Consider the following 17,448-nt stretch of genomic DNA (forward strand, 5'->3'; position numbering starts at 1 on the left):
GGCCGGGTCGGCCTGGACCGTGCCGACGCACGCCGAGACGAGGCCGCCGAAGCGGTCGACGAGCTCTCCCAGAGCGGAGGCGTCCCCCGTGGCGGAGCGGGCCAGCAGACGGGCGGCGTCCTGCGTCAGCGGCGGACGCACCCGTCCTCCGGTCGCGTCCTCGCCTCCAGCACTCACAGGCCTCAGCGTGTCACCGACTCCGGGACGGCGGGACCAGTTGCGCGGAAGGGGGGTGACAGGTATAGAGCGGATCCGCTGTCCGACATCAGAGGCGCGGCCAGCGCGCGCGGGCGAAGCAGAAGAGCCCGTAGGCGATGAGCCCGACCGCGACGAAGCCGAGGAGGAGCACGCCCGCCGGCAGCTCCACGAGCGACTTCAGCGCCTCGTCGAGCCCGCCCGCCTGCTCCGGATCGTGAGTGACGGCGGCGACGATCAGCAGCACGCCGAGAGCGCCGAGGACCACGCCCTTGGCGACGTAGCCGGCGACGCCGAGCACGGTGACGACGGTGCCCGCCGTGCCGCCCGGCTCCGCGACGTTCTCGAGGAACTTCCTGCTCGCTCCGCGGTACACGAAGACGCCGCCGACCGCGAGGACGGCCAGTCCCGCGATCACGAGCAGCACGACTCCGCCCGGCGCCGAGAGCACCTGCGCGCTCGCGCTCTCGGACGACTCGGACGAGCTCGACCCGCCGCCCGTCGCGAACTTCAGCGCCGTCACGCCGAGGGCGCCGTAGACGACGGCCTTGCCCGCCTCCTTCAGCCGGCTGCCCCAGGTCTTCAGGGCGCTCTCGCGCGGGCGGACGAGGAACGCCTCGAGCAGCCCCCACAGCGCCAGGCCGAAGAGGCCGACCGTGCAGATCCAGAGGATCACCAGACCGCCGGGCTGCGCCGCGAGGGCGCCGAGAGCACCGCTCTGGTCGGCCTCGCCTCCGCCGCCGCGGGCCACGCCGAGCGCGATCACTCCGATCAGGAGGTGGACGAGGCCGTTCGCCGCGAAGCCGCCGCGGGCGAGGGTCCGCACCGCCCGCGAGTCCTGGATGTCATCGGCGGTGCGCTGGGCGTCGGCGGTGCTCGGAGTGTTCACAGGGTGGACGCTACGCGTTTCCACACCCCCGCGCCCGGCGCTCCGCCGTTCGGAGGTGCTCCCGGAGCCGGTTCTCCACACCTTTCCACAGGGTTGTCCACAGCTGTGGAATCGCTAGAAGGACGAGCGGATCACACGTCGACGGCGCGGACGAGTCCGTCCTGCACGCCGCCCAGCCAGTCGTAGACGCTGCGGATCGCGGCCGCGCTCCCCTCCTCCGGGACGACGTCGTCGGTGTCGTCGATCCCCAGCCGCACGGCCAGAGCGAGCCGCATGTCGGTCAGTGCGCGGAGCCAGGCGATCGCCTGCGGCTCCTCGAGACGGACCGCGACCTCGCCCAGCCCCTCGAAGATCCGGCCGTGACTCGTGCCGTCGCCGGCGTCGAGGGCCGCCGTGACGGCGCGGGCGTCGTCCATCTTGCGGGCGGCGAGGTCCGGAGCGGTGAAGCGGCGGAACTCGTCGGCCGCCTCGGCGTCGTCGCGGTAGGCGTCGGGCAGGAGGCGCGCGAGCGCTGGATCGGAGCGGGCCTCCTCCGAGGACGCCCCGCGGTCGAGCAGCTCGAGCATCTCGCCGGCCAGATGGCGGAGGATCCCGGCCTCCTCGCGGTCGAAGCGGGCGACGGCCGCCCCGGAGGAGTCGCGGCGGAACGCGCGCATCAGCCGAGTCCTCGGATGCCGCGAGCGGAGCACTCTCCGGTCTCCGCGGCGGTGGGGCGCAGCGGGGCGCTCACGCGTCGGCCTTCTGCAGCGTCGCCCACAGGCCGTAGCCGTGCATCGCCTCCACGTGCCGCTCCATCTCCTCGCGGTTGCCGGTCGCGACGACCGCGCGCCCCTCGGTGTGCACCTGCAGCATCAGCCGCTCCGCCTCGGCCCGGCCGAAGCCGAAGTAGCTGCGGAAGACGTACGAGACGTACGACATCAGGTTGACCGGATCGTCCCAGACCAGCACGATCCACGGGACCTCGGCCGCCGAGCGGGTCGCCAGGCGCTCGTCCGCGCGCTCGATCGTGTCCGCCATCCCTCCAGCGTAGGCCGCGGCGCGGGCGGACGCCCGGGCGCGCGGCCCGGAGCGCGCTGCCCGCAGCCCGCGAGTGCCCAGGAGTCGTCGCACTCGGCGCGGGGGCACGAGGACGGGGACCGCGAGAAGCCAGGAGTCGTCGCTGATTCGGCTGCAGCAGCGGCGCCCGCTACGCCGACAGGCGCGGCAGGACCTCCCGGGCGAAGAAGTCGAGGTGGTCGAGGTCCTGCAGGTCCATGAACTGCAGGTAGACGCGCTCGCAGCCGGCCTCGCGGAGGGACTCGAGGCGGTCGACCGCCTCGTCGACGCCGCCGGCCACTCCGTGCTCGCGCAGCTCGGCGGGCTCGCGGCCGATCGCCGCGGCACGGCGCGTGAACTCCGCCTCGTCGCCTCCGCCGACCGCGATCAGCGCGACCGAGTGCACGAGCGACGAGGGCTCGCGCCCGATCGCCCGGCACGCCTCGTCGACGCGCTCGAAGGCCCCCGGGATCGCGTCGAACTCGGGGAAGGGCAGGTTGAACTCGCTCGCGAACCGCGCCGCGAGCGCCGGGGTCCGCTTGGGGCCGCCGCCACCGACGATCACCGGCAGCGGCAGGCGGGCGGGCTTGGGCAGGGCCGGGGAGTCGGTCAGCGTGTAGTGCTCGCCGGCGAAGGAGTAGCGCTCGCCGACCGGCGTCGACCACAGGCCGGTCACGATCTCGAGCTGCTCCTCGAGGAGGTCGAAGCGGCGCGGAGGGAAGGGGATGCCGTACGCGGCGTGCTCCTGCTCGAACCAGCCGGTGCCGAGGCCGAGCTCGGCACGGCCCCCGGACATCGCGTCGACCTGGGCGACCTGGATCGCGAGGATCCCCGGCGGCCGGTAGGTGACGGAGGAGACGAGGGTGCCGAGCGCGATCCGCTCGGTCTCGCGGGCGAGGCCGGCGAGCGTCGTCCACGCGTCGGACGGGCCCACACCGGGGTCGCCGTCTCCCATCCGGAGGTAGTGGTCGGAGCGGAAGAAGCCGTCGTAGCCGAGGCTCTCGGCGGCCTGCGCGACGGCGAGGAGGTCCTCGTAGCTCGCGCCCTGCTGGGGTTCGGTGAAGACTCTGAACTGCACGGGTCCAGCCTCCCGCACCGGGGCCGGATCATGCCAGCCCGGCTCCCCCGGCCGGGGCCGCCGACGGGCCCCCGTGTACCGTGGACGGTTGCCGCCGACGAGAGGACCCCATGTCCGAGCACCCGTCCTCCCCGGACACCGCCCCCGCCACCGCGGGCACGACCGCCCCTCCGCACAGCCTCGCGCGGTGGGTCTTCTGGCCCGCCGCCGTCCTGACGCTGTCGATCGCGGCCTTCGCGATCCTCGCGCCCGACGCCGCGACCTCCGTGTTCTCGACGCTGCAGACCACCGTCGTCAACACGTTCAGCTGGTACTACGTGCTGATCGCCGCGGTCTTCGTGGCCTTCGCCATCTGGATGGGCGTGAGCCGCTTCGGCGACATCAAGCTCGGCGCCGACGACGACGAGCCCGAGTTCTCGATGCTCGCCTGGATCTCGCTCCTCTTCGCCGCCGGCATGGGCATCGGCCTCGTCTTCTACGGCGTCGCGGAGCCACTCACCCACTTCGCCACTCCGCGCCCGGGCGTCACCGGCACCGAGACGCAGCTCGCGCAGAGCGCGATCTCGCAGACCTACCTGCACTGGGGCGTCCACGCCTGGTCCATCTACGTGGTGGTCGGCCTCGCCCTCGCCTACGCGATCCACCGCCGCAAGCGGCCGGTGTCGATCCGCTGGGCGCTGGAGCCGCTGCTGGGCCGCCGGGTCCGCGGCGGCTGGGGCAACGCGATCGACGTGGTCGCCCTGGTCGGCACCATGTTCGGAGTCGCGACCTCGCTCGGCCTGGGCGTCACCCAGATCTCAGCGGGACTGGAGGCGAGCGGCATCGTGGAGTCGTCGCTCACCGTGCAGATCGTGGTCATCGCCGTGGTCACGGGCCTGACCGTCTTCTCGCTGATCTCGGGCGTGGGCAAGGGCATGAAGTGGCTCTCGACCGGCAACCTGCTGCTCGCCGCCGCGCTCCTCGTCTTCGTGCTCGTCGCCGGCCCGACCCAGTTCCTCCTCCGCGAGTTCGTGCAGTCGCTCGGCAACTACCTGCAGAACTTCATCGGCCTGACCTTCACGGTCAGCGCCTATGCCGGCCGCGAGGGCGAGCAGTGGCAGGCCTCGTGGACCACGTTCTACTGGGGCTGGTGGATGTCGTGGGCGCCGTTCGTCGGCATCTTCATCGCCCGCGTCTCGAAGGGCCGGACGGTCCGCGAGTTCGTCGGCGGCGTGCTGCTCGTGCCGACGATCATGACCTTCCTCTGGTTCAGCGTCCTCGGCGGCACGGCCATCTACCGGGAGCTCTACGGCGACGGCGGCCTTGTCGGCGCCGACGGCTCGGTCGACACGAACCTGGCGCTCTTCTCGATGCTGCAGGGACTGCCCGCGGGCTCGGTGCTGACGATCGGCGCGATCCTCCTGATCGGCGTCTTCTTCGTCACCTCCGCCGACTCCGGAGCGCTGGTGATGTCGATGATCGCGACCGGCGGCGAGCCGGAGCCGCGCAACCGCATCCGCGTGTTCTTCGCCGTCGCGACCGCGCTGCTCGCCCTGTCGCTCCTGGTCGCCGGCGGCCTCGACGCCCTGCAGACCGCGGCGATCCTCTCGGCACTGCCGTTCAGCGTCGTGATGATCCTGATGTGCGTCGCGACGGTGATCGCCTTCCGCCGCGAGATCCGCGCCTACGACAAGGCCCGCCGCAAGGCGTTCGTCGGCGACATCGGCACGTTCTACGGCCTCGAGGTCGAGGATCCGGCGGAGCGCGAGCCCGCCCACCCGATCAAGCGCCTCGCGCACCGCCTGAAGCCGGGGTCGAAGGAGTAATCGGCTCGGAGGAGAAGCCAGATCGGAGGAGGCCGGGCGCCGCTGGGGCGCCCGGCCGGTCGATCAGCTGGGCGACGGGATGAAGGGGTGCTCCGGCGGGTCCTGGTCGTCGCCGAGGCGGGCGTCGGCGCCCTGGTCGAGCGCCTCGTCGATCGACTCGGGGTCGTCGATCTCGGCCGGGTCCTCCGGCGGGACCGGCAGGGAGTCGCCGTCGGGGCGGGTGGTGTCGGTGACGTCCTCGGGGGCGTCGAAGCCGAAGCTGCTCATGGTTCCCTCTCCGCGGTGCGCCCGGGAGGCGGCGCCGCTGCGGGCAGCCTAGGTCGCGCCCCCGGAGGCGGTCACGGACTTGACGGGGCACCCGAGGGGCCCCGCGGGGTCGGCCTGCTCCGGAGGAGCCTCCGCCCGGGCAGCCGTCAGTGCACGTACTCGAGCAGGTCGGCTCCGAGGGTGCGCATTCCCTCCAGCACCGCGAGGCGGTAGTGCAGGGTCGTGTCGTCGAACTGGGTGGCGACCGCGTAGGCGACTCCGGCACGTGGGCCGCGGAGGACGCCGGCCTCGGCGCGGACGCCGACGTCGGTGCCGCTAGCGTTGACGAGCAGGACCCCGTGGTCGGGGTGCCGGTGCGCGAGCGGGTCGAGCCCGAACGAGGCGGCGACCATCGAGAGGTCGGTGCCGAGCGAGAGCCAGCCGATCACCCGCGAGCTCACGGCGGCGTCCACGATCTCGCCGTTCGCGAGGGTGGCGAGCAGCCAGGTCAGCTCGCGGGCGGAGCCGATCGAGAGCTGCGGCGCGTCGTCCGGGCCGCGCTCATCGCGCACGACGTCGAGCAGGGCGGTGCGGGAGAGGCCGAGCGCCTCCGCCCGCTCGCGCACGGCATCGAGGCCGACGCGGCGCAGCAGGACGTTGGTCGCGAGGTTGTCGCTCGAGGCACCGACGAGGGCGGCGAGGTCGGCGATCGGCATCGACGGCACCTGGAGGTGCTGCCAGAGCCCGGAGCCCGAGACCGCGTCCGCCGCGGTCCGGTCGACCAGGCGCAGGTTCTCCTGCGGCTCGTTCGCCAGCCGGGCGGCGACCTCGATCAGCAGCACGACGGTGCCGAGGGAGGCGGTGGGCATCGAGACGGAGTCGTCGACCGCGAACAGGGTGCGGCCGGTCGCCAGGTCGACGGCGCGCGCCGAGACGACGACCCCGTCGATCGCGAGACGGCCGAGGGCGTCGAAGCCGCGCTGGAAGTTCTCGCGGTCACCGCCGCCCTTGTGGCGCCCCCGGCGGTTGCGTCGGCTCTCACGGCGGGTCTCGCTGGTGGGGATCACCACGGGTACGGCCCCTCTACGGGTCGGGAGTGCGGTCGTGCGGAGGGGGGACCTGGGTCCTCACGCGCCGGCAGGACGCGCGATCGGCGGACGACCCCGCTGCATCGGTCGGCTCTCGATGCCCGGGGCTCCTCGTCCGTGGTGCGGAGGTGGTCGGCGGCGACTACCAGATGGTGACGCGCTCGCTCGGGGAGAGCCAGAGGGCGTCGCCTTCGGAGACGTCAAAAGTAGCGTAGAACTCGTCGATGTTCCGGACGATCTGGTTGCAGCGGAACTCGGCCGGAGCGTGCGGATCGATGGCGAGGAGTCGGATCGTCTCCTCGTCGCGCGACTTCTGCTGCCAGGCCTGCGCCCAGGAGAGGAAGAAGCGCTCGGCGCCGGTCAGGCCGTCCGCGACGGGCGGCTCCTCGCCGTCCAGCGAGAGCAGGTACGCCTTCCAGGCGATGCCGAGACCGCCGAGGTCGCCGATGTTCTCGCCGATGGTCAGGGCGCCGTTCACGTGGTGCCCGGGCGTGGTCGCGGGAGCGAGCGCGTCGTACTGCGCGATGAGCGCCTTCGTCCGCTCCTCGAACGCGGCCCGGTCCTCCTCGGTCCACCAGTCGGTGAGGCGGCCGTCGCCGTCGAAGCGCGAGCCCTGGTCGTCGAAGCCGTGGCCGATCTCGTGACCGATGACGGCGCCGATCGCTCCGTAGTTCGCGGCGGGGTCGCGGGCCTCGTCGAAGAAGGGGAACTGCAGGATCGCGGCCGGGAAGACGATCTCGTTGAAGCCCGGGTTGTAGTACGCGTTGATCGTCTGCGGGGTCATGAACCACTCGTCGCGGTCGAGCGGGCGGCCGATCTTGCCGAGCTCGCGGGCGAACTCGAACTCGGCCACGCGGCGGGCGTTGCCGAGCAGGTCGGCCGGGTCGATCGAGAGGGCGGAGTAGTCGCGCCAGCGCACCGGGTAGCCGATCTTGGGCGTGAACTTCGCGAGCTTCTCGAGCGCGCGCTCGCGGGTGGCGGGGCTCATCCACTCCAGGTCGACGATGGAGCGGCGGTACGCCTCGATGAGGTTCGCGACCAGCACGTCCATCGCGGCCTTCGCCGTCTCGGGGAAGTGGCGGGCGACGTAGGTGCGGCCGACCGCCTCGCCGAGCGAGCCCTCGACGAGCGAGACGGCGCGCTTCCAGCGCTCCCGCTTCTGCGGGGTGCCGGTGAGGGTGCGGCCGTAGAAGTCGAAGTTGGCGTCGACGAAGCCGCTGGACAGGTAGGCCGCGGCTCCGCGGATCACCTGCCAGGACAGCCAGTCGCGCCAGGCCGGGAGCCGGTCCTCGGTGAGCAGGCCCGCGAGACCCTGGAGGAAGCTCGGCTGGCGGACGACCACCTCGGCGAGCGCCCCCTCCGGAGCGCCCATCGCGGTGAGCCAGACGCCGAGGTCGACGCCCGCGGCGAGCTCCTCGACCTCGGACCAGGAGCGGAGGTTGTAGGTCGCCTGGCTGTCGCGGCTGCGGACCTTGTCCCAGTGCGCGGCGGCCAGGTCGGTCTCGAGGGCGACGATGCGCTCGGCGCGGGCCTCGGCGGCGTCGATGCCGGCCACCGCCAGCATCCGCGCGACGAACGGCGTGTAGGCCTCGCGGACGGAGGCGAACTCCTCCTCGCGGTAGTAGCTCTCGTCCGGCAGGCCGAGGCCGCCCTGGTTGACGAAGACGAGGTAGCGCTCGGGGCTGCCCGGGTCGTTGTCGACGAAGAGGCCGAAGAGCCCGGGGACGCCGGTGCGCTCGAAGGCGCCGACCGCGCGGAGCAGGCCGGGGATCGAGTCGACCCGCTGCACGGCGGCGAGGTCGTCGGCGATCGGGGCGGCGCCGAGCTCCTCGGCCCGCTCCTCGTCCATGAAGGAGGCGTAGAGGTCGCCGAACAGTCGCTCCTCGGTGCCGTGCTGCGCGGTCTGCGCCTCGACGATGATGTCGCGCACGGCCTTCTCCGCCTCCTCCTGGAGCACGTGGAAGGAGCCGTAGCGCGCCTTGTCGGCGGGGATCTCGGTGCGGTCGATCCAGAGCCCGTTGACGTGCCGGTAGAGGTCGTCCTGCGGGCGCGTCGCGGGGTCGAGTTCGGAGCGGTCGATACCGGAGCGAGGCGTCGTCGAGGTCATGGCGGACAGCCTACGTCGGGGCGCCGACACGGTGGCGCGAGGTGCGGCGGGTCGAGCGCGGAGCCGCGGAGGGCGGGCGCGGAGCCGCGGACGGGACTGCCCGGCGCGGAGCCGCGGGAGGGCCGGGCGCGCCACCGTCCGGCTCGCGGGGGCGGACTGCTCCTGCGAGCCGGACGGTGGCCGACGGGGACGCCGGAGCGTCAGCGCCCGAGCTGCTCCTCGACGTACGCGCGGATCGGCGTGGTCGGCCGCCCGATCAGGCGGGCGAGCGAGCCGTCGGTCCCGCCGAGGAGGCCGTCGGCGATGTTCGCGTCGAGGCCGACGACGAAGCCGACTCCGCCCTCGGGGACGCCGGCGCCGGTGAGGACGCGGGCGTGCTCGTCGGAGGAGACGTGGCTGATCGCGGCGTCGCGTCCGGCGACCTCGGCGACGATCGCGGCCAGCTCGTCGAAGCTCCAGGCGGTGTCGCCGGAGAGCTCGTGCACGGTGCCGACCAGGGACGGGTCGGTCAGGGCGACCGCTGCGGCCTCGGCGTAGTCGGTGCGCGCGGCGCTGGCGACGCGGCCCTCGCCGGCGCTCGAGAGGGTGCTGCCGGTGGAGGCGAGCTCGGCGACGGTCTGCTCGTAGTTCTCGTTGTACCAGCCGTTGCGGAGGACGACGGCGGGGACTCCGCTGGCGGCGATCGCCTCCTCCGTGGCCTTGTGCTCGGGGGCGAGGATGAGCGCGCTCGTGGTCGCCTTCGGGGCGCTCGTGTAGACCAGGCGCGCGCCGGCGCGGACGGCGGCGTCGATCGCGGCGGTGTGCTGTGCGACGCGCCTGCCGACCTCGGAGCCCGAGACGAGGAGGACGGCCTCGGCGCCGGAGAAGGCGGCGTCGAGCGAGGCGGGGTCGTCGAAGTCCGCGACGGCGGTGCGGACGCCGAGGTCGGCGGCGAGCGCCTCGAGCTTCGCGGCGTCGCGGCCGGTGGCGACGATGTCGGAGGCGGCGGTGCCGCGGGCGAGCAGGTGCTCGACGGCGAGACGGCCGAGGTGGCCGGTGGCTCCGGTGACGACGAGGGTCATGAGGGGTCCTTCCTGACGGGTGGGGCGGGCGGGGTCCGCCGCCAGGAGGGTGCAACCGGCGCATCCTCCTCCTGCTTCCCGGAATGCAGTACCCACTATTTCGTTAGTACAGTCACCACCCCTGTCCCGAGGAGCACCCCATGACGATCGCCGACTCCGCCCTGCTCGCCGGGGACGTCTACTCCGCCGACTGCCCGAGCCGCGAGGTCTTCGGGCACGTCACCAGCAAGTGGGGCGTCCTGGTGCTCGCGGCGCTCGCTCCGGGCACGCTGCGCTGGGGCGCTCTGCGGCGCCGGATCGGCGGGATCAGCGAGAAGATGCTCGCCCAGACGCTGCGGATCCTGGAGGAGGACGGCTTCGTGCACCGCGAGGCGCGGCCGGTCGTCCCGCCGCACGTCGAGTACCGGCTGACGCCGCTGGGAGCGGAGCTGGCGGAGCGTCTGCTGCCGGTCGTCGAGTGGATCGCGGGGAACGTCGGGGCGGTCCTGGAGGCGCGCTCGGAGGGCCGCCGGGAGGGAAGGTGAGCCTCACCTTCTTGTGAGAACGTTCACGTTCCGTTCAGGGAGGAGCCTCCACCCGGCGGCATCGGCGCCCCCTCCCCCTGCTTGCCTCGATCGCGTCTCCTGCTCGTGATCGAAGGACCTCCATGTCAGACACCGCCCGCCGCCCGCTCCTCCTCCCGATGGCCGGCCACGTGCGCGGCAAGCGAAGCCCCGTCACCTGCGCGCTGAAGTGCGCCAACGCCTGCTCCACCGCGACCTGCAACACGTCGCACAACAGCTACTTCCGCGACATCGTCTCGTCGCAGCTCTCCCGCCGCAGCGCCCTCGGCCTCGGCCTGGCCGGCGCGGTCACCGTCGCCGTCGCCTCCGCCGGAGGAGCGCCCACCGCCGAGGCGGCCGTGGCGACCGCGGCCGACGGCTCGCCGCTCGCCTTCACTCCGATCGCTCCGGTGCCGTACACGGTCGACCGGTTCACCGTCCCCGAGGGCTTCGCCTGGCAGCCGATCATCCGCTGGGGCGACCCGCTCTTCGCCGACAGCCCCGCCTTCGACATCGCCGACCAGACGGAGGCCGCCCAGGCCGCGCAGTTCGGCTACAACAACGACTACACCGACATCGTCGAGATCCCGGGCTCGAAGCGCCTCCGCGCCCTGCTCGTCGTGAACCACGAGTACACGAACGAGAGCATCATGTTCCCGGCCGCGCAGCTCGAGGCGGAGCCGGAGCGCGTGCGCGCCGTCGGCCGCGCCGCCCACGGCCTCAGCGTCGTCGAGCTGGTCCGCACCGCGGTCGACCGCCCGTGGGCCTACGTCCGCGGGGGCGAGCGCAACCGCCGCTACCTGCTCGACACCCCCTACGAGGTGACCGGCGCCGCCGCCGGCACCGACCTGCTGAAGACGGTCGCCGACCCCGAGGGCCGCACCGTGCTCGGCACGCTCGGCAACTGCTCCGGGGGCACGACGCCGTGGGGCACGATCCTCTCGGGCGAGGAGAACTTCAACGGCTACTTCCGCGCCGTCGGCACGAGCGACGCCGAGAAGCGCTACGGCCTCGCCGACTCCGAGACCTCGCGCCTCTGGGAGCTCGACGACCCCCGCTTCGACGCCCGCACCCCGGGCTACGAGAACGAGCCGAACCGCTTCGGCTGGATCGTGGAGTTCGACCCCTTCGACCCCGACTCCACGCCGAAGAAGCACACGGCGCTCGGCCGGCTCAAGCACGAGGGCGCGAACGTCATCATCGCCCCGGACGGCCGCGTGGTCGCGTACCAGGGGGACGACGAGCGCTTCGACTACCTCTACAAGTTCGTCTCGACGAAGCGCTACATCGAGGGCGACCGCGCCCACAACAAGACCCTGCTGGAGGAGGGCGACCTCTACGTCGCCCGCTTCACCGGCGACTCCCCCGTCGCCGAGATCACCGGCACCGGGGCGGTCCCCTCGGACGGCGGCTTCGACGGGATCGGCGAGTGGCTGCCCCTGGTGCTGAACGGCGCCTCGACGATCGCCGGGATGAGCGTCGCCGAGGTCCTCGTGCACACCCGCCAGGCGGCGGACGCCGCGGGCGCGACCAAGATGGACCGCTGCGAGGACGTGCAGCCCAGCCTGGTCAGCGGCCGGATCTACGTGGCCTGCACCAACAACTCCGCCCGCGGCACCGAGGGCGCCAAGGAGGGCGCGACCGAGGTCAACCCGCGCACCGAGAACCGCGACGGCCACATCGTCGAGATCATCGAGGACGGCGGCGACCAGACCGGCCGCACCTTCACCTGGAACCTGCTGATGCTCTGCGGCGACCAGGCGCAGGGCGACGTCGTCTACTTCTCCGGCTTCCCGGCGGACCAGGTCTCGCCGATCTCGTGCCCGGACAACCTGGCCTTCGACTCGGTCGGGAACCTCTGGATCTCGACCGACGGCGCCCCGAGCGGCATCGGCTACAACGACGGGCTCTTCAAGGTCGCGCTCGAGGGCGCGACGCGCGGCAGGGTGGAGCAGTTCCTCTCGGTGCCCCGCGACGCCGAGACCTGCGGACCGATCGTCCACGACCTCGACCAGCACGTGTTCGTGGCGGTGCAGCACCCGGGCGAGGAGGGCACCTTCGAGGCGCCGACCTCGTTCTTCCCGGACTACGGATCGACGGCGGCGGGAGCGGTGGCGGCACCGCGTCCGACCATCGTGCAGATCCTGCCGGCGTCGCAGGTGGGGGCGCCGACTCCGACGCCGACCGCCGGGCCGACCACGGCACCGACGACCCCGCCGACCACCGCGCCCACGGCGACTCCCACCACGGCACCGACCGCCGGGCCGACCGCGGCGCCCACCGCGGCTCCGTCCCCGATGCCCACGACCGCGCCGACCGGCACTCCCACCCCGCTGCCCGTCGGCGGCTCGGGCGGCGGGCTGGCCTCGACCGGAGTCGAGAGCGTCGGCCTGATCGCGGGCGCCACCGCGCTCCTGGCCGCGGGCGCCACCGCGCTCGGCCTCGGAGCGCGCCGCCGCGCGGCCGCCGAGGGCGAGGACGACCCGCAGGCGTGAGGCCGGACAGGGCCCGGGACCGATCGCAGGATCGGGGCCCGGGCCCTGTCGCGCTCGGGGACCCGCCGCTCAGGCCCCCGGGACCGGCGGGCCGGTGCGCCAGCGGAGGATCGCCGCGGCGTCGGCGCCGTGCGGCAGCGTCACCACGTCGATCCCCTCCGGAGCGGTGCGGGAGTCGGTGACGAGCACGCGCGCGTCCGTGAGCACGGCGGCGCGGGCCAGCGCGAGGGCGGCGTCGACGGAGTCGATCACCTCGGCGCCGAGCGCCTCCTCCGGGGCCGACGCGACCCACGGCTCCGCGGCGAGCGCCAGCAGAGCGCGCTCGCGCAGCCGGCCGGGGTCGAGCACCAGCGTCTCGACCTGCGCCGAGGCCAGCGCCGTGACGATCGCGCCGAGCGAGTACTCGACCGTGCGGCGCGGCTCCCCGGTGCGCAGGGCGTCGAGCACGTCCTCCTTCTCGCGCAGCAGGATGCGGTCGAGCTGCTCGTCGACGAACCGCTCCAGCGCCCCCTTCTCGCTGCCGGCGGCCCGCGTGTTCACGGGCTCGACGGCCAGGATCGCGGCGCTGCTCGGCGAGAGCTGCTGCGCGAGCAGCTGCCGGGCGTGGATGTCCCCCGCGACGACCAGCAGACGCGGCCGGTGCACGCGCACGAGCTCGTCCACCGCGGCGGCGAGCTCGGCCTGCGTGCGCCGCCAGATCTCCTCCGCGTGGTGGTGGAACCGGTCGTGCCGCCAGCCGCCGGCCTGCGCCTTGTGAAGGGTGTCGGTGCGGCCCTGCACGGCCTGCTCGGCCTCGGGACGCTGGGCGCCCAGGCGGTGCAGGCGGATCTCGCCGCCGTCCCGCGAGGTCTCGACGACGAGGACGCGCAGGTCGGGCCGGTGCTGCAGCAGCGGCACGATGTCGGGGAGCGGGCTGTAGGAGACGCCCTCGGGCGCGACCGGCCGACCCGGCAGCACCTCGTTCAGCACGACCCTCCCGTCCACGGCGACCGCGAAGAGGCAGCAGCCGCCCTGGGGGCGCCCGGCCCCCTCGAGCAGAGCGGTGAGGGGCCGGATGTCGGCCTGCGGCGCACCCTGGCGGGCGAGCTCGTCTCCGAGGGACGTGGCGCGCTCGAGCGAGATGTCCGGCGGATCGCCGGAGTCGATCGCGAGGTCGACGTAGAGCTGCGACACGGGCCGGGAGTCGCGGAGGAGCTCGGCCAGGGTCGGGAGAGCGGGGGTGGTGGTCACCATCGGGTCGTCCTTTCCTGTCGTGTCCCGACAGTGTCGGACGGCAGGAGCGGGAGGAGGGACGGGGTTGACTGCTCGCGCGCGCCTCAGAGCAGGCGGCGGGCGGAGGCCCAGGCGGTGAGCTCGTAGCGGGAGGAGAGCTGCAGCTTGCGGAGGACGGCGGAGACGTGGGACTCGACCGTCTTGACCGAGATGAAGAGCTCGGCGGCCGCCTCCTTGTAGGCGTAGCCGCGGGCGATCAGGCGCATCACCTCACGCTCGCGGGCCGAGAGCCGGTCGAGCTCGTCCCCCGACTCCGCCTGCTCGCCCGCCAGCGCCCCGAAGGCGTCGAGCACGAAGCCGGCCAGGCGCGGCGAGAACACGGCGTCCCCGCCCGCCACCGCGAGCACGGCCCGGCTCACCTCGGCTCCGGAGCTGGCCTTGGTGATGTAGCCGCGGGCGCCGGCGCGGATCACGCCGACCACGTCCTCCGCGGCGTCCGAGACGCTCAGCGCCAGGAAGCGCGACGACGACCCGGCGCTGCGCCGCAGCACCTCGGCCCCGCCTCCGCCCGCACCGCCCGGCAGGTGCACGTCGAGCAGCACCACCTCGGGCGCGAGCGAGGCGACCAGGCCGACGGCGGAGTCGACGTCGGCCGCCTCCCCGACGACCTCGAGCTCGGGGGCGAGGTCGGCCCGCAGGCCGGAGCGGAAGATGGAGTGGTCGTCGACCAGCAGCACGCGGGTCACCGCTCGACCTCCGCGGGGAGCCGCAGATGCACCTCGGTGCCGGTGCCGCCGACCCCGGGACGCACGGTCGCGCTGCCGCCCGCGCGCGCCATCCGGCCGATGATCGACTCGCGGATGCCGAGGCGGTCGCCGGGCACCTCGTCGAGGACGACGCCGGGGCCGCGGTCGCGCACGAACACGTCGACGCCCTGCACGGAGGACTCGAGGTACACCGAAACGTCGCCGCCCGCGTGCCGGGCCGCGTTCAGCACGGCCTCGCGGGTCGCGGCGAGGAGCGCGGCGGCGCCGGGGACGGACGCTCCGACGGCCACCACCTCGAGGTGCACGGGGTAGTCGAGCTCGACGGCGGCGGAGATCGCCCGGACCTCGGCGGCCAGGTCGTTGGCGACCGGGACGTCGCGCTCGAACAGCCAGTCGCGCAGCTCCCGCTCCTGGGCGCGGGCGATGCGGGCGACCTCGCTCGAGGCTCCGGCGCGGTTCTGGATGAGCGCGAGGGTCTGCAGCACGGAGTCGTGCAGGTGCGCGGCGATCTCGGCCCGCTGCTCCTCGCGCACGCGGGCGGCGCGCTCGCCCATCAGCTCGGACCAGAGGGTCACCACCCGGGGCGCGGCCAGCACGCCGGCGGCGATCAGCAGCACGCCCACGGCGAGCACCGCGTTGAGGGCGCTCGGGCGGCCGGTGAGCACGGCCGCTCCGGCGAGCACCAGCAGCGCGCAGGAGGCGAGGCGCACCGCGGAGCCGTACCGGGCGGGGCGGACGGCGTCGCCGCGGTCGAGCCCGAGGCTCCAGCCGACGGCTCCTCCCGCGAGCAGGCCGACGGCGACGAGCGCGCGCGTGATGTCGGCGTCGTCGCCGCTGTCGACGGTGATCAGCACGGCGAGCGCCGCGACGGCGGCGGCGAGGGTCAGCAGGCCGGCCACGGGAGCGGAGCGGCGGACGGCCGGATCCGCGTCGCGCGACTCGAGCGGCGCGAGGGGCACCAGGGCCCAGAGCCAGAGGTAGAGGAGCGCGCCGCCCCCGCCGAGCGCGGTCGTGAGGACGGCCAGGAGGCGGGTCCTCCGCACGCTCCAGCCGAGGTGGTCGGCGACCGCGGTGCACACTCCGCCGAGCAGCATCGTCCGCGGCCGCTGCAGCGGGGGGCGGACGGCGGTGCCGGGGACTGTGCTCACCCCTGCATCCAAACAGGTCGGCCGCACGATCGGGGGTGCTCTCGGGGTCGGATCAGGGGTTCCCCCGATGGTCCGGGCCGTGGAGCGCACGGGAGACTCGCAGCATGACAGGACAGAGCACGACCCCGCCGGGCTTCGCGGAGCCGGACGGCACGGAGGCGGCAGGCACAGCGACGACGCCGATCGGGACGGATCCCGGAGCCGCCGGCCCCGACAGCGCCGGCCCGGACAGCACAGGCCCCGAGAGCACCGGCCCGGAAGCCTCCGGCCCCGCCGATCCGCCCCCCGCGCCCGAGAACCGCTTCGTGCTCTGGCTGCGCGGCCTCGACCTGCCCCGCCGTCCCGGCTGGATCGGCGGCGTCTGCGCGGGGATCGCCGACCGGCTCGGCATCGACCCGCTGATCGTGCGCGGGATCGTGCTCGTCGTCGCGGTGCTGGGCGGGCCCGCGCTCCTCCTCTACGCCGCGGCCTGGCTGCTGCTGCCCGACCAGGACGGCGCCCTGCCGGTGGAGCGGCTGCTCCGCGGCTCGCTCGACCGGGTGCACGCCGGGATCGGCGTCCTCGTGCTCGCCTCGATGCTGCCGGTGGCGCAGGGCTTCTGGTCGCTCGGCGGCGCGTACACCGGGGCGATGCCCTGGGCGCCCGCGACCGGGCGGACGCTGTGGTCGCTCGTGGTGCTCGGGCTGATCGTGGCCTTCGTGGTCTGGATCGTGCGGCGGAGCCGGCGATCGGACGACGCGGCCGCTCACCCGGCCCAGGGCTCCCCGTCCGCACACCCCTCCGCGACGCTCCCCTACCCCGGGCCCTCCGCTCCCGCCTACCCCGCACCCGACCCCGGGCTGCAGGACGAGCGCCCCTCGTCCCCCGAGGCCGTCGCCGAGTGGCGCGAGCGCCAGGAGGCCTGGCGGGCCGAGCGGGAGGCGTTCCGCGCCCAGCAGAGCGCGACGGCCCGCGAGACGGCCCGCGCCCGGGCGGAGGAGGCGCGAGTCGCCGCCGCCGCCGTCACCGCCGCGCGCCTGGAGCGCCAGCGCCTCCGACGCGCCGCGAACCCCCGGCTGCGGGCGAGCCTCACGCTGCTCGCCCTGGGCGCCGCCGCACTGACCGGCGCACTGGTCTCGCTCACCGCCTCCGGGCCGACGGCCCTCGTCGTCGGAGCCGCCTCGGCCGCGCTCGTGCTCGCCGTGGTGATCGTGCTCGCCGGCCTGTTCCGGAGGCGCGCGATCGCGCTGGTCGCCCTCGCGACGGTCGCGCTGGTCACGGCCGCCTGCGCCGCCGTGCTGCCGACCGACCGCGAGCTGCTCCCCGTGCTGGGCACCTACGGCTTCTCGAGCGCCGCTCCCGGCCGCTACGCGACGCTCGCGGCGAGCGACCTGCGCGTCACGGTCGCACCCGGCTACGAGACCTCCGGCGAGCCGCTGGACCTCTGGATCGGCTACGGGCACGTGTCCGTCGCCACGATGGCGGGAACGGCGGTCCGCCTCGAGGCGACCACGGAGGACACCGAGCTCCTCGTTCTGGACGCCGACGGAGGCGCGATCGACGCGCCCCGCGAGGTCCGCACCGCCGACGGCCGTCAGCTGTGGACGCAGACCTTCGGCGATCCCGAGGCCGAGCCGTTCGTGGTCCGCATCGCCCAGGAGGGCGGGTCGATCCGCGTCCAGGACTCCACACCGGGCGCCGACTCCGGCACCACGGGGATGTACGAGAGGCCGACGCCGGCGAGCACGAGGACGATCGGGGCGGCGACGCCGAGGCGCCGCGAGAAGACGGCGACCGCGAC

The 17,448-nt window shown here is 74.2% G+C and carries 15 protein-coding genes; 4 read left to right on the plus strand and 11 right to left on the minus strand.

What is annotated here, in order from left to right:
• Positions 1–265: 265 nt before the first annotated feature.
• The 4 genes from C5D04_RS15225 to C5D04_RS15240 all read right to left on the minus strand — a co-directional run bounded on the left by C5D04_RS15225 (position 266) and on the right by C5D04_RS15240 (position 3,197).
• Entirely contained in the window at positions 266–1,084 is an 819-nt protein-coding gene (locus C5D04_RS15225) for a DUF1206 domain-containing protein (protein ID WP_104225741.1), read from the minus strand.
• A gap of 131 nt (positions 1,085–1,215) precedes the next feature.
• Positions 1,216–1,740 (minus strand): DUF2017 domain-containing protein, encoded by a 525-nt coding sequence (locus C5D04_RS15230; protein WP_104225742.1) that lies wholly within the window; start codon positions 1,738–1,740, stop codon positions 1,216–1,218.
• Positions 1,741–1,810: 70 nt separating this feature from the next.
• A complete protein-coding gene (gene clpS, locus C5D04_RS15235) occupies positions 1,811–2,101 on the minus strand; it encodes an ATP-dependent Clp protease adapter ClpS (protein WP_104222829.1) in 291 nt (96 codons plus the stop codon).
• Between the two features lie 169 nt (positions 2,102–2,270).
• Entirely contained in the window at positions 2,271–3,197 is a 927-nt protein-coding gene (locus C5D04_RS15240) for an LLM class F420-dependent oxidoreductase (RefSeq protein ID WP_104222830.1), read from the minus strand.
• A 110-nt stretch (positions 3,198–3,307) separates the two neighbouring features.
• Between C5D04_RS15240 and C5D04_RS15245 the strand changes: the two genes are divergently transcribed.
• The gene (locus tag C5D04_RS15245) at positions 3,308–5,002 is read left to right on the plus strand and encodes a BCCT family transporter (protein ID WP_104347956.1); all 1,695 of its coding nucleotides are present in this window, start codon (positions 3,308–3,310) and stop codon (positions 5,000–5,002) included.
• 63 nt (positions 5,003–5,065) lie between these two features.
• Here the strand turns inward: C5D04_RS15245 and C5D04_RS15250 are convergent, their stop codons facing one another.
• The 4 genes from C5D04_RS15250 to C5D04_RS15265 form a co-directional block, all read right to left on the minus strand.
• Positions 5,066–5,269: a hypothetical protein gene (locus C5D04_RS15250; RefSeq protein WP_104222832.1), complete on the minus strand. Its 204-nt coding sequence runs from the start codon at positions 5,267–5,269 to the stop codon at positions 5,066–5,068.
• Positions 5,270–5,415: 146 nt separating this feature from the next.
• Complete coding sequence (locus C5D04_RS15255) at positions 5,416–6,318, minus strand: serine hydrolase (RefSeq protein WP_104347957.1); 903 nt, start codon at positions 6,316–6,318, stop codon at positions 5,416–5,418.
• 160 nt (positions 6,319–6,478) lie between these two features.
• The gene (locus C5D04_RS15260; protein WP_104347958.1) at positions 6,479–8,443 is read right to left on the minus strand and encodes a M13 family metallopeptidase; all 1,965 of its coding nucleotides are present in this window, start codon (positions 8,441–8,443) and stop codon (positions 6,479–6,481) included.
• Positions 8,444–8,643: 200 nt separating this feature from the next.
• A complete protein-coding gene (locus tag C5D04_RS15265) occupies positions 8,644–9,504 on the minus strand; it encodes an NmrA family NAD(P)-binding protein (RefSeq protein WP_104250704.1) in 861 nt (286 codons plus the stop codon).
• A 140-nt stretch (positions 9,505–9,644) separates the two neighbouring features.
• Between C5D04_RS15265 and C5D04_RS15270 the strand changes: the two genes are divergently transcribed.
• On the plus strand, positions 9,645–10,028 hold the full coding sequence (locus C5D04_RS15270) for a helix-turn-helix domain-containing protein (RefSeq protein ID WP_104222836.1): 384 nt from the start codon (positions 9,645–9,647) through the stop codon (positions 10,026–10,028).
• 122 nt (positions 10,029–10,150) lie between these two features.
• A complete protein-coding gene (locus C5D04_RS15275) occupies positions 10,151–12,541 on the plus strand; it encodes a PhoX family phosphatase (protein WP_104347959.1) in 2,391 nt (796 codons plus the stop codon).
• A 69-nt stretch (positions 12,542–12,610) separates the two neighbouring features.
• Here the strand turns inward: C5D04_RS15275 and C5D04_RS15280 are convergent, their stop codons facing one another.
• The 3 genes from C5D04_RS15280 to C5D04_RS15290 all read right to left on the minus strand — a co-directional run bounded on the left by C5D04_RS15280 (position 12,611) and on the right by C5D04_RS15290 (position 15,668).
• Complete coding sequence (locus tag C5D04_RS15280) at positions 12,611–13,774, minus strand: Vms1/Ankzf1 family peptidyl-tRNA hydrolase (protein WP_104347960.1); 1,164 nt, start codon at positions 13,772–13,774, stop codon at positions 12,611–12,613.
• A gap of 83 nt (positions 13,775–13,857) precedes the next feature.
• The gene (locus tag C5D04_RS15285) at positions 13,858–14,499 is read right to left on the minus strand and encodes a response regulator transcription factor (RefSeq protein ID WP_104222839.1); all 642 of its coding nucleotides are present in this window, start codon (positions 14,497–14,499) and stop codon (positions 13,858–13,860) included.
• On the minus strand, positions 14,496–15,668 hold the full coding sequence (locus C5D04_RS15290) for a sensor histidine kinase (RefSeq protein WP_104347961.1): 1,173 nt from the start codon (positions 15,666–15,668) through the stop codon (positions 14,496–14,498). Before C5D04_RS15290 ends, C5D04_RS15285 begins: the two co-directional genes overlap by 4 nt.
• A gap of 104 nt (positions 15,669–15,772) precedes the next feature.
• Here C5D04_RS15290 and C5D04_RS15300 point away from each other — a divergent pair.
• Positions 15,773–17,448, plus strand: a 1,676-nt coding sequence (locus C5D04_RS15300; RefSeq protein ID WP_146087883.1) for a PspC domain-containing protein, incomplete at its 3' end; no start/stop codon positions are given.

The organism is Rathayibacter sp. AY1D2 (assembly GCF_002932695.1).
Lineage (GTDB): Bacteria > Actinomycetota > Actinomycetes > Actinomycetales > Microbacteriaceae > Rathayibacter.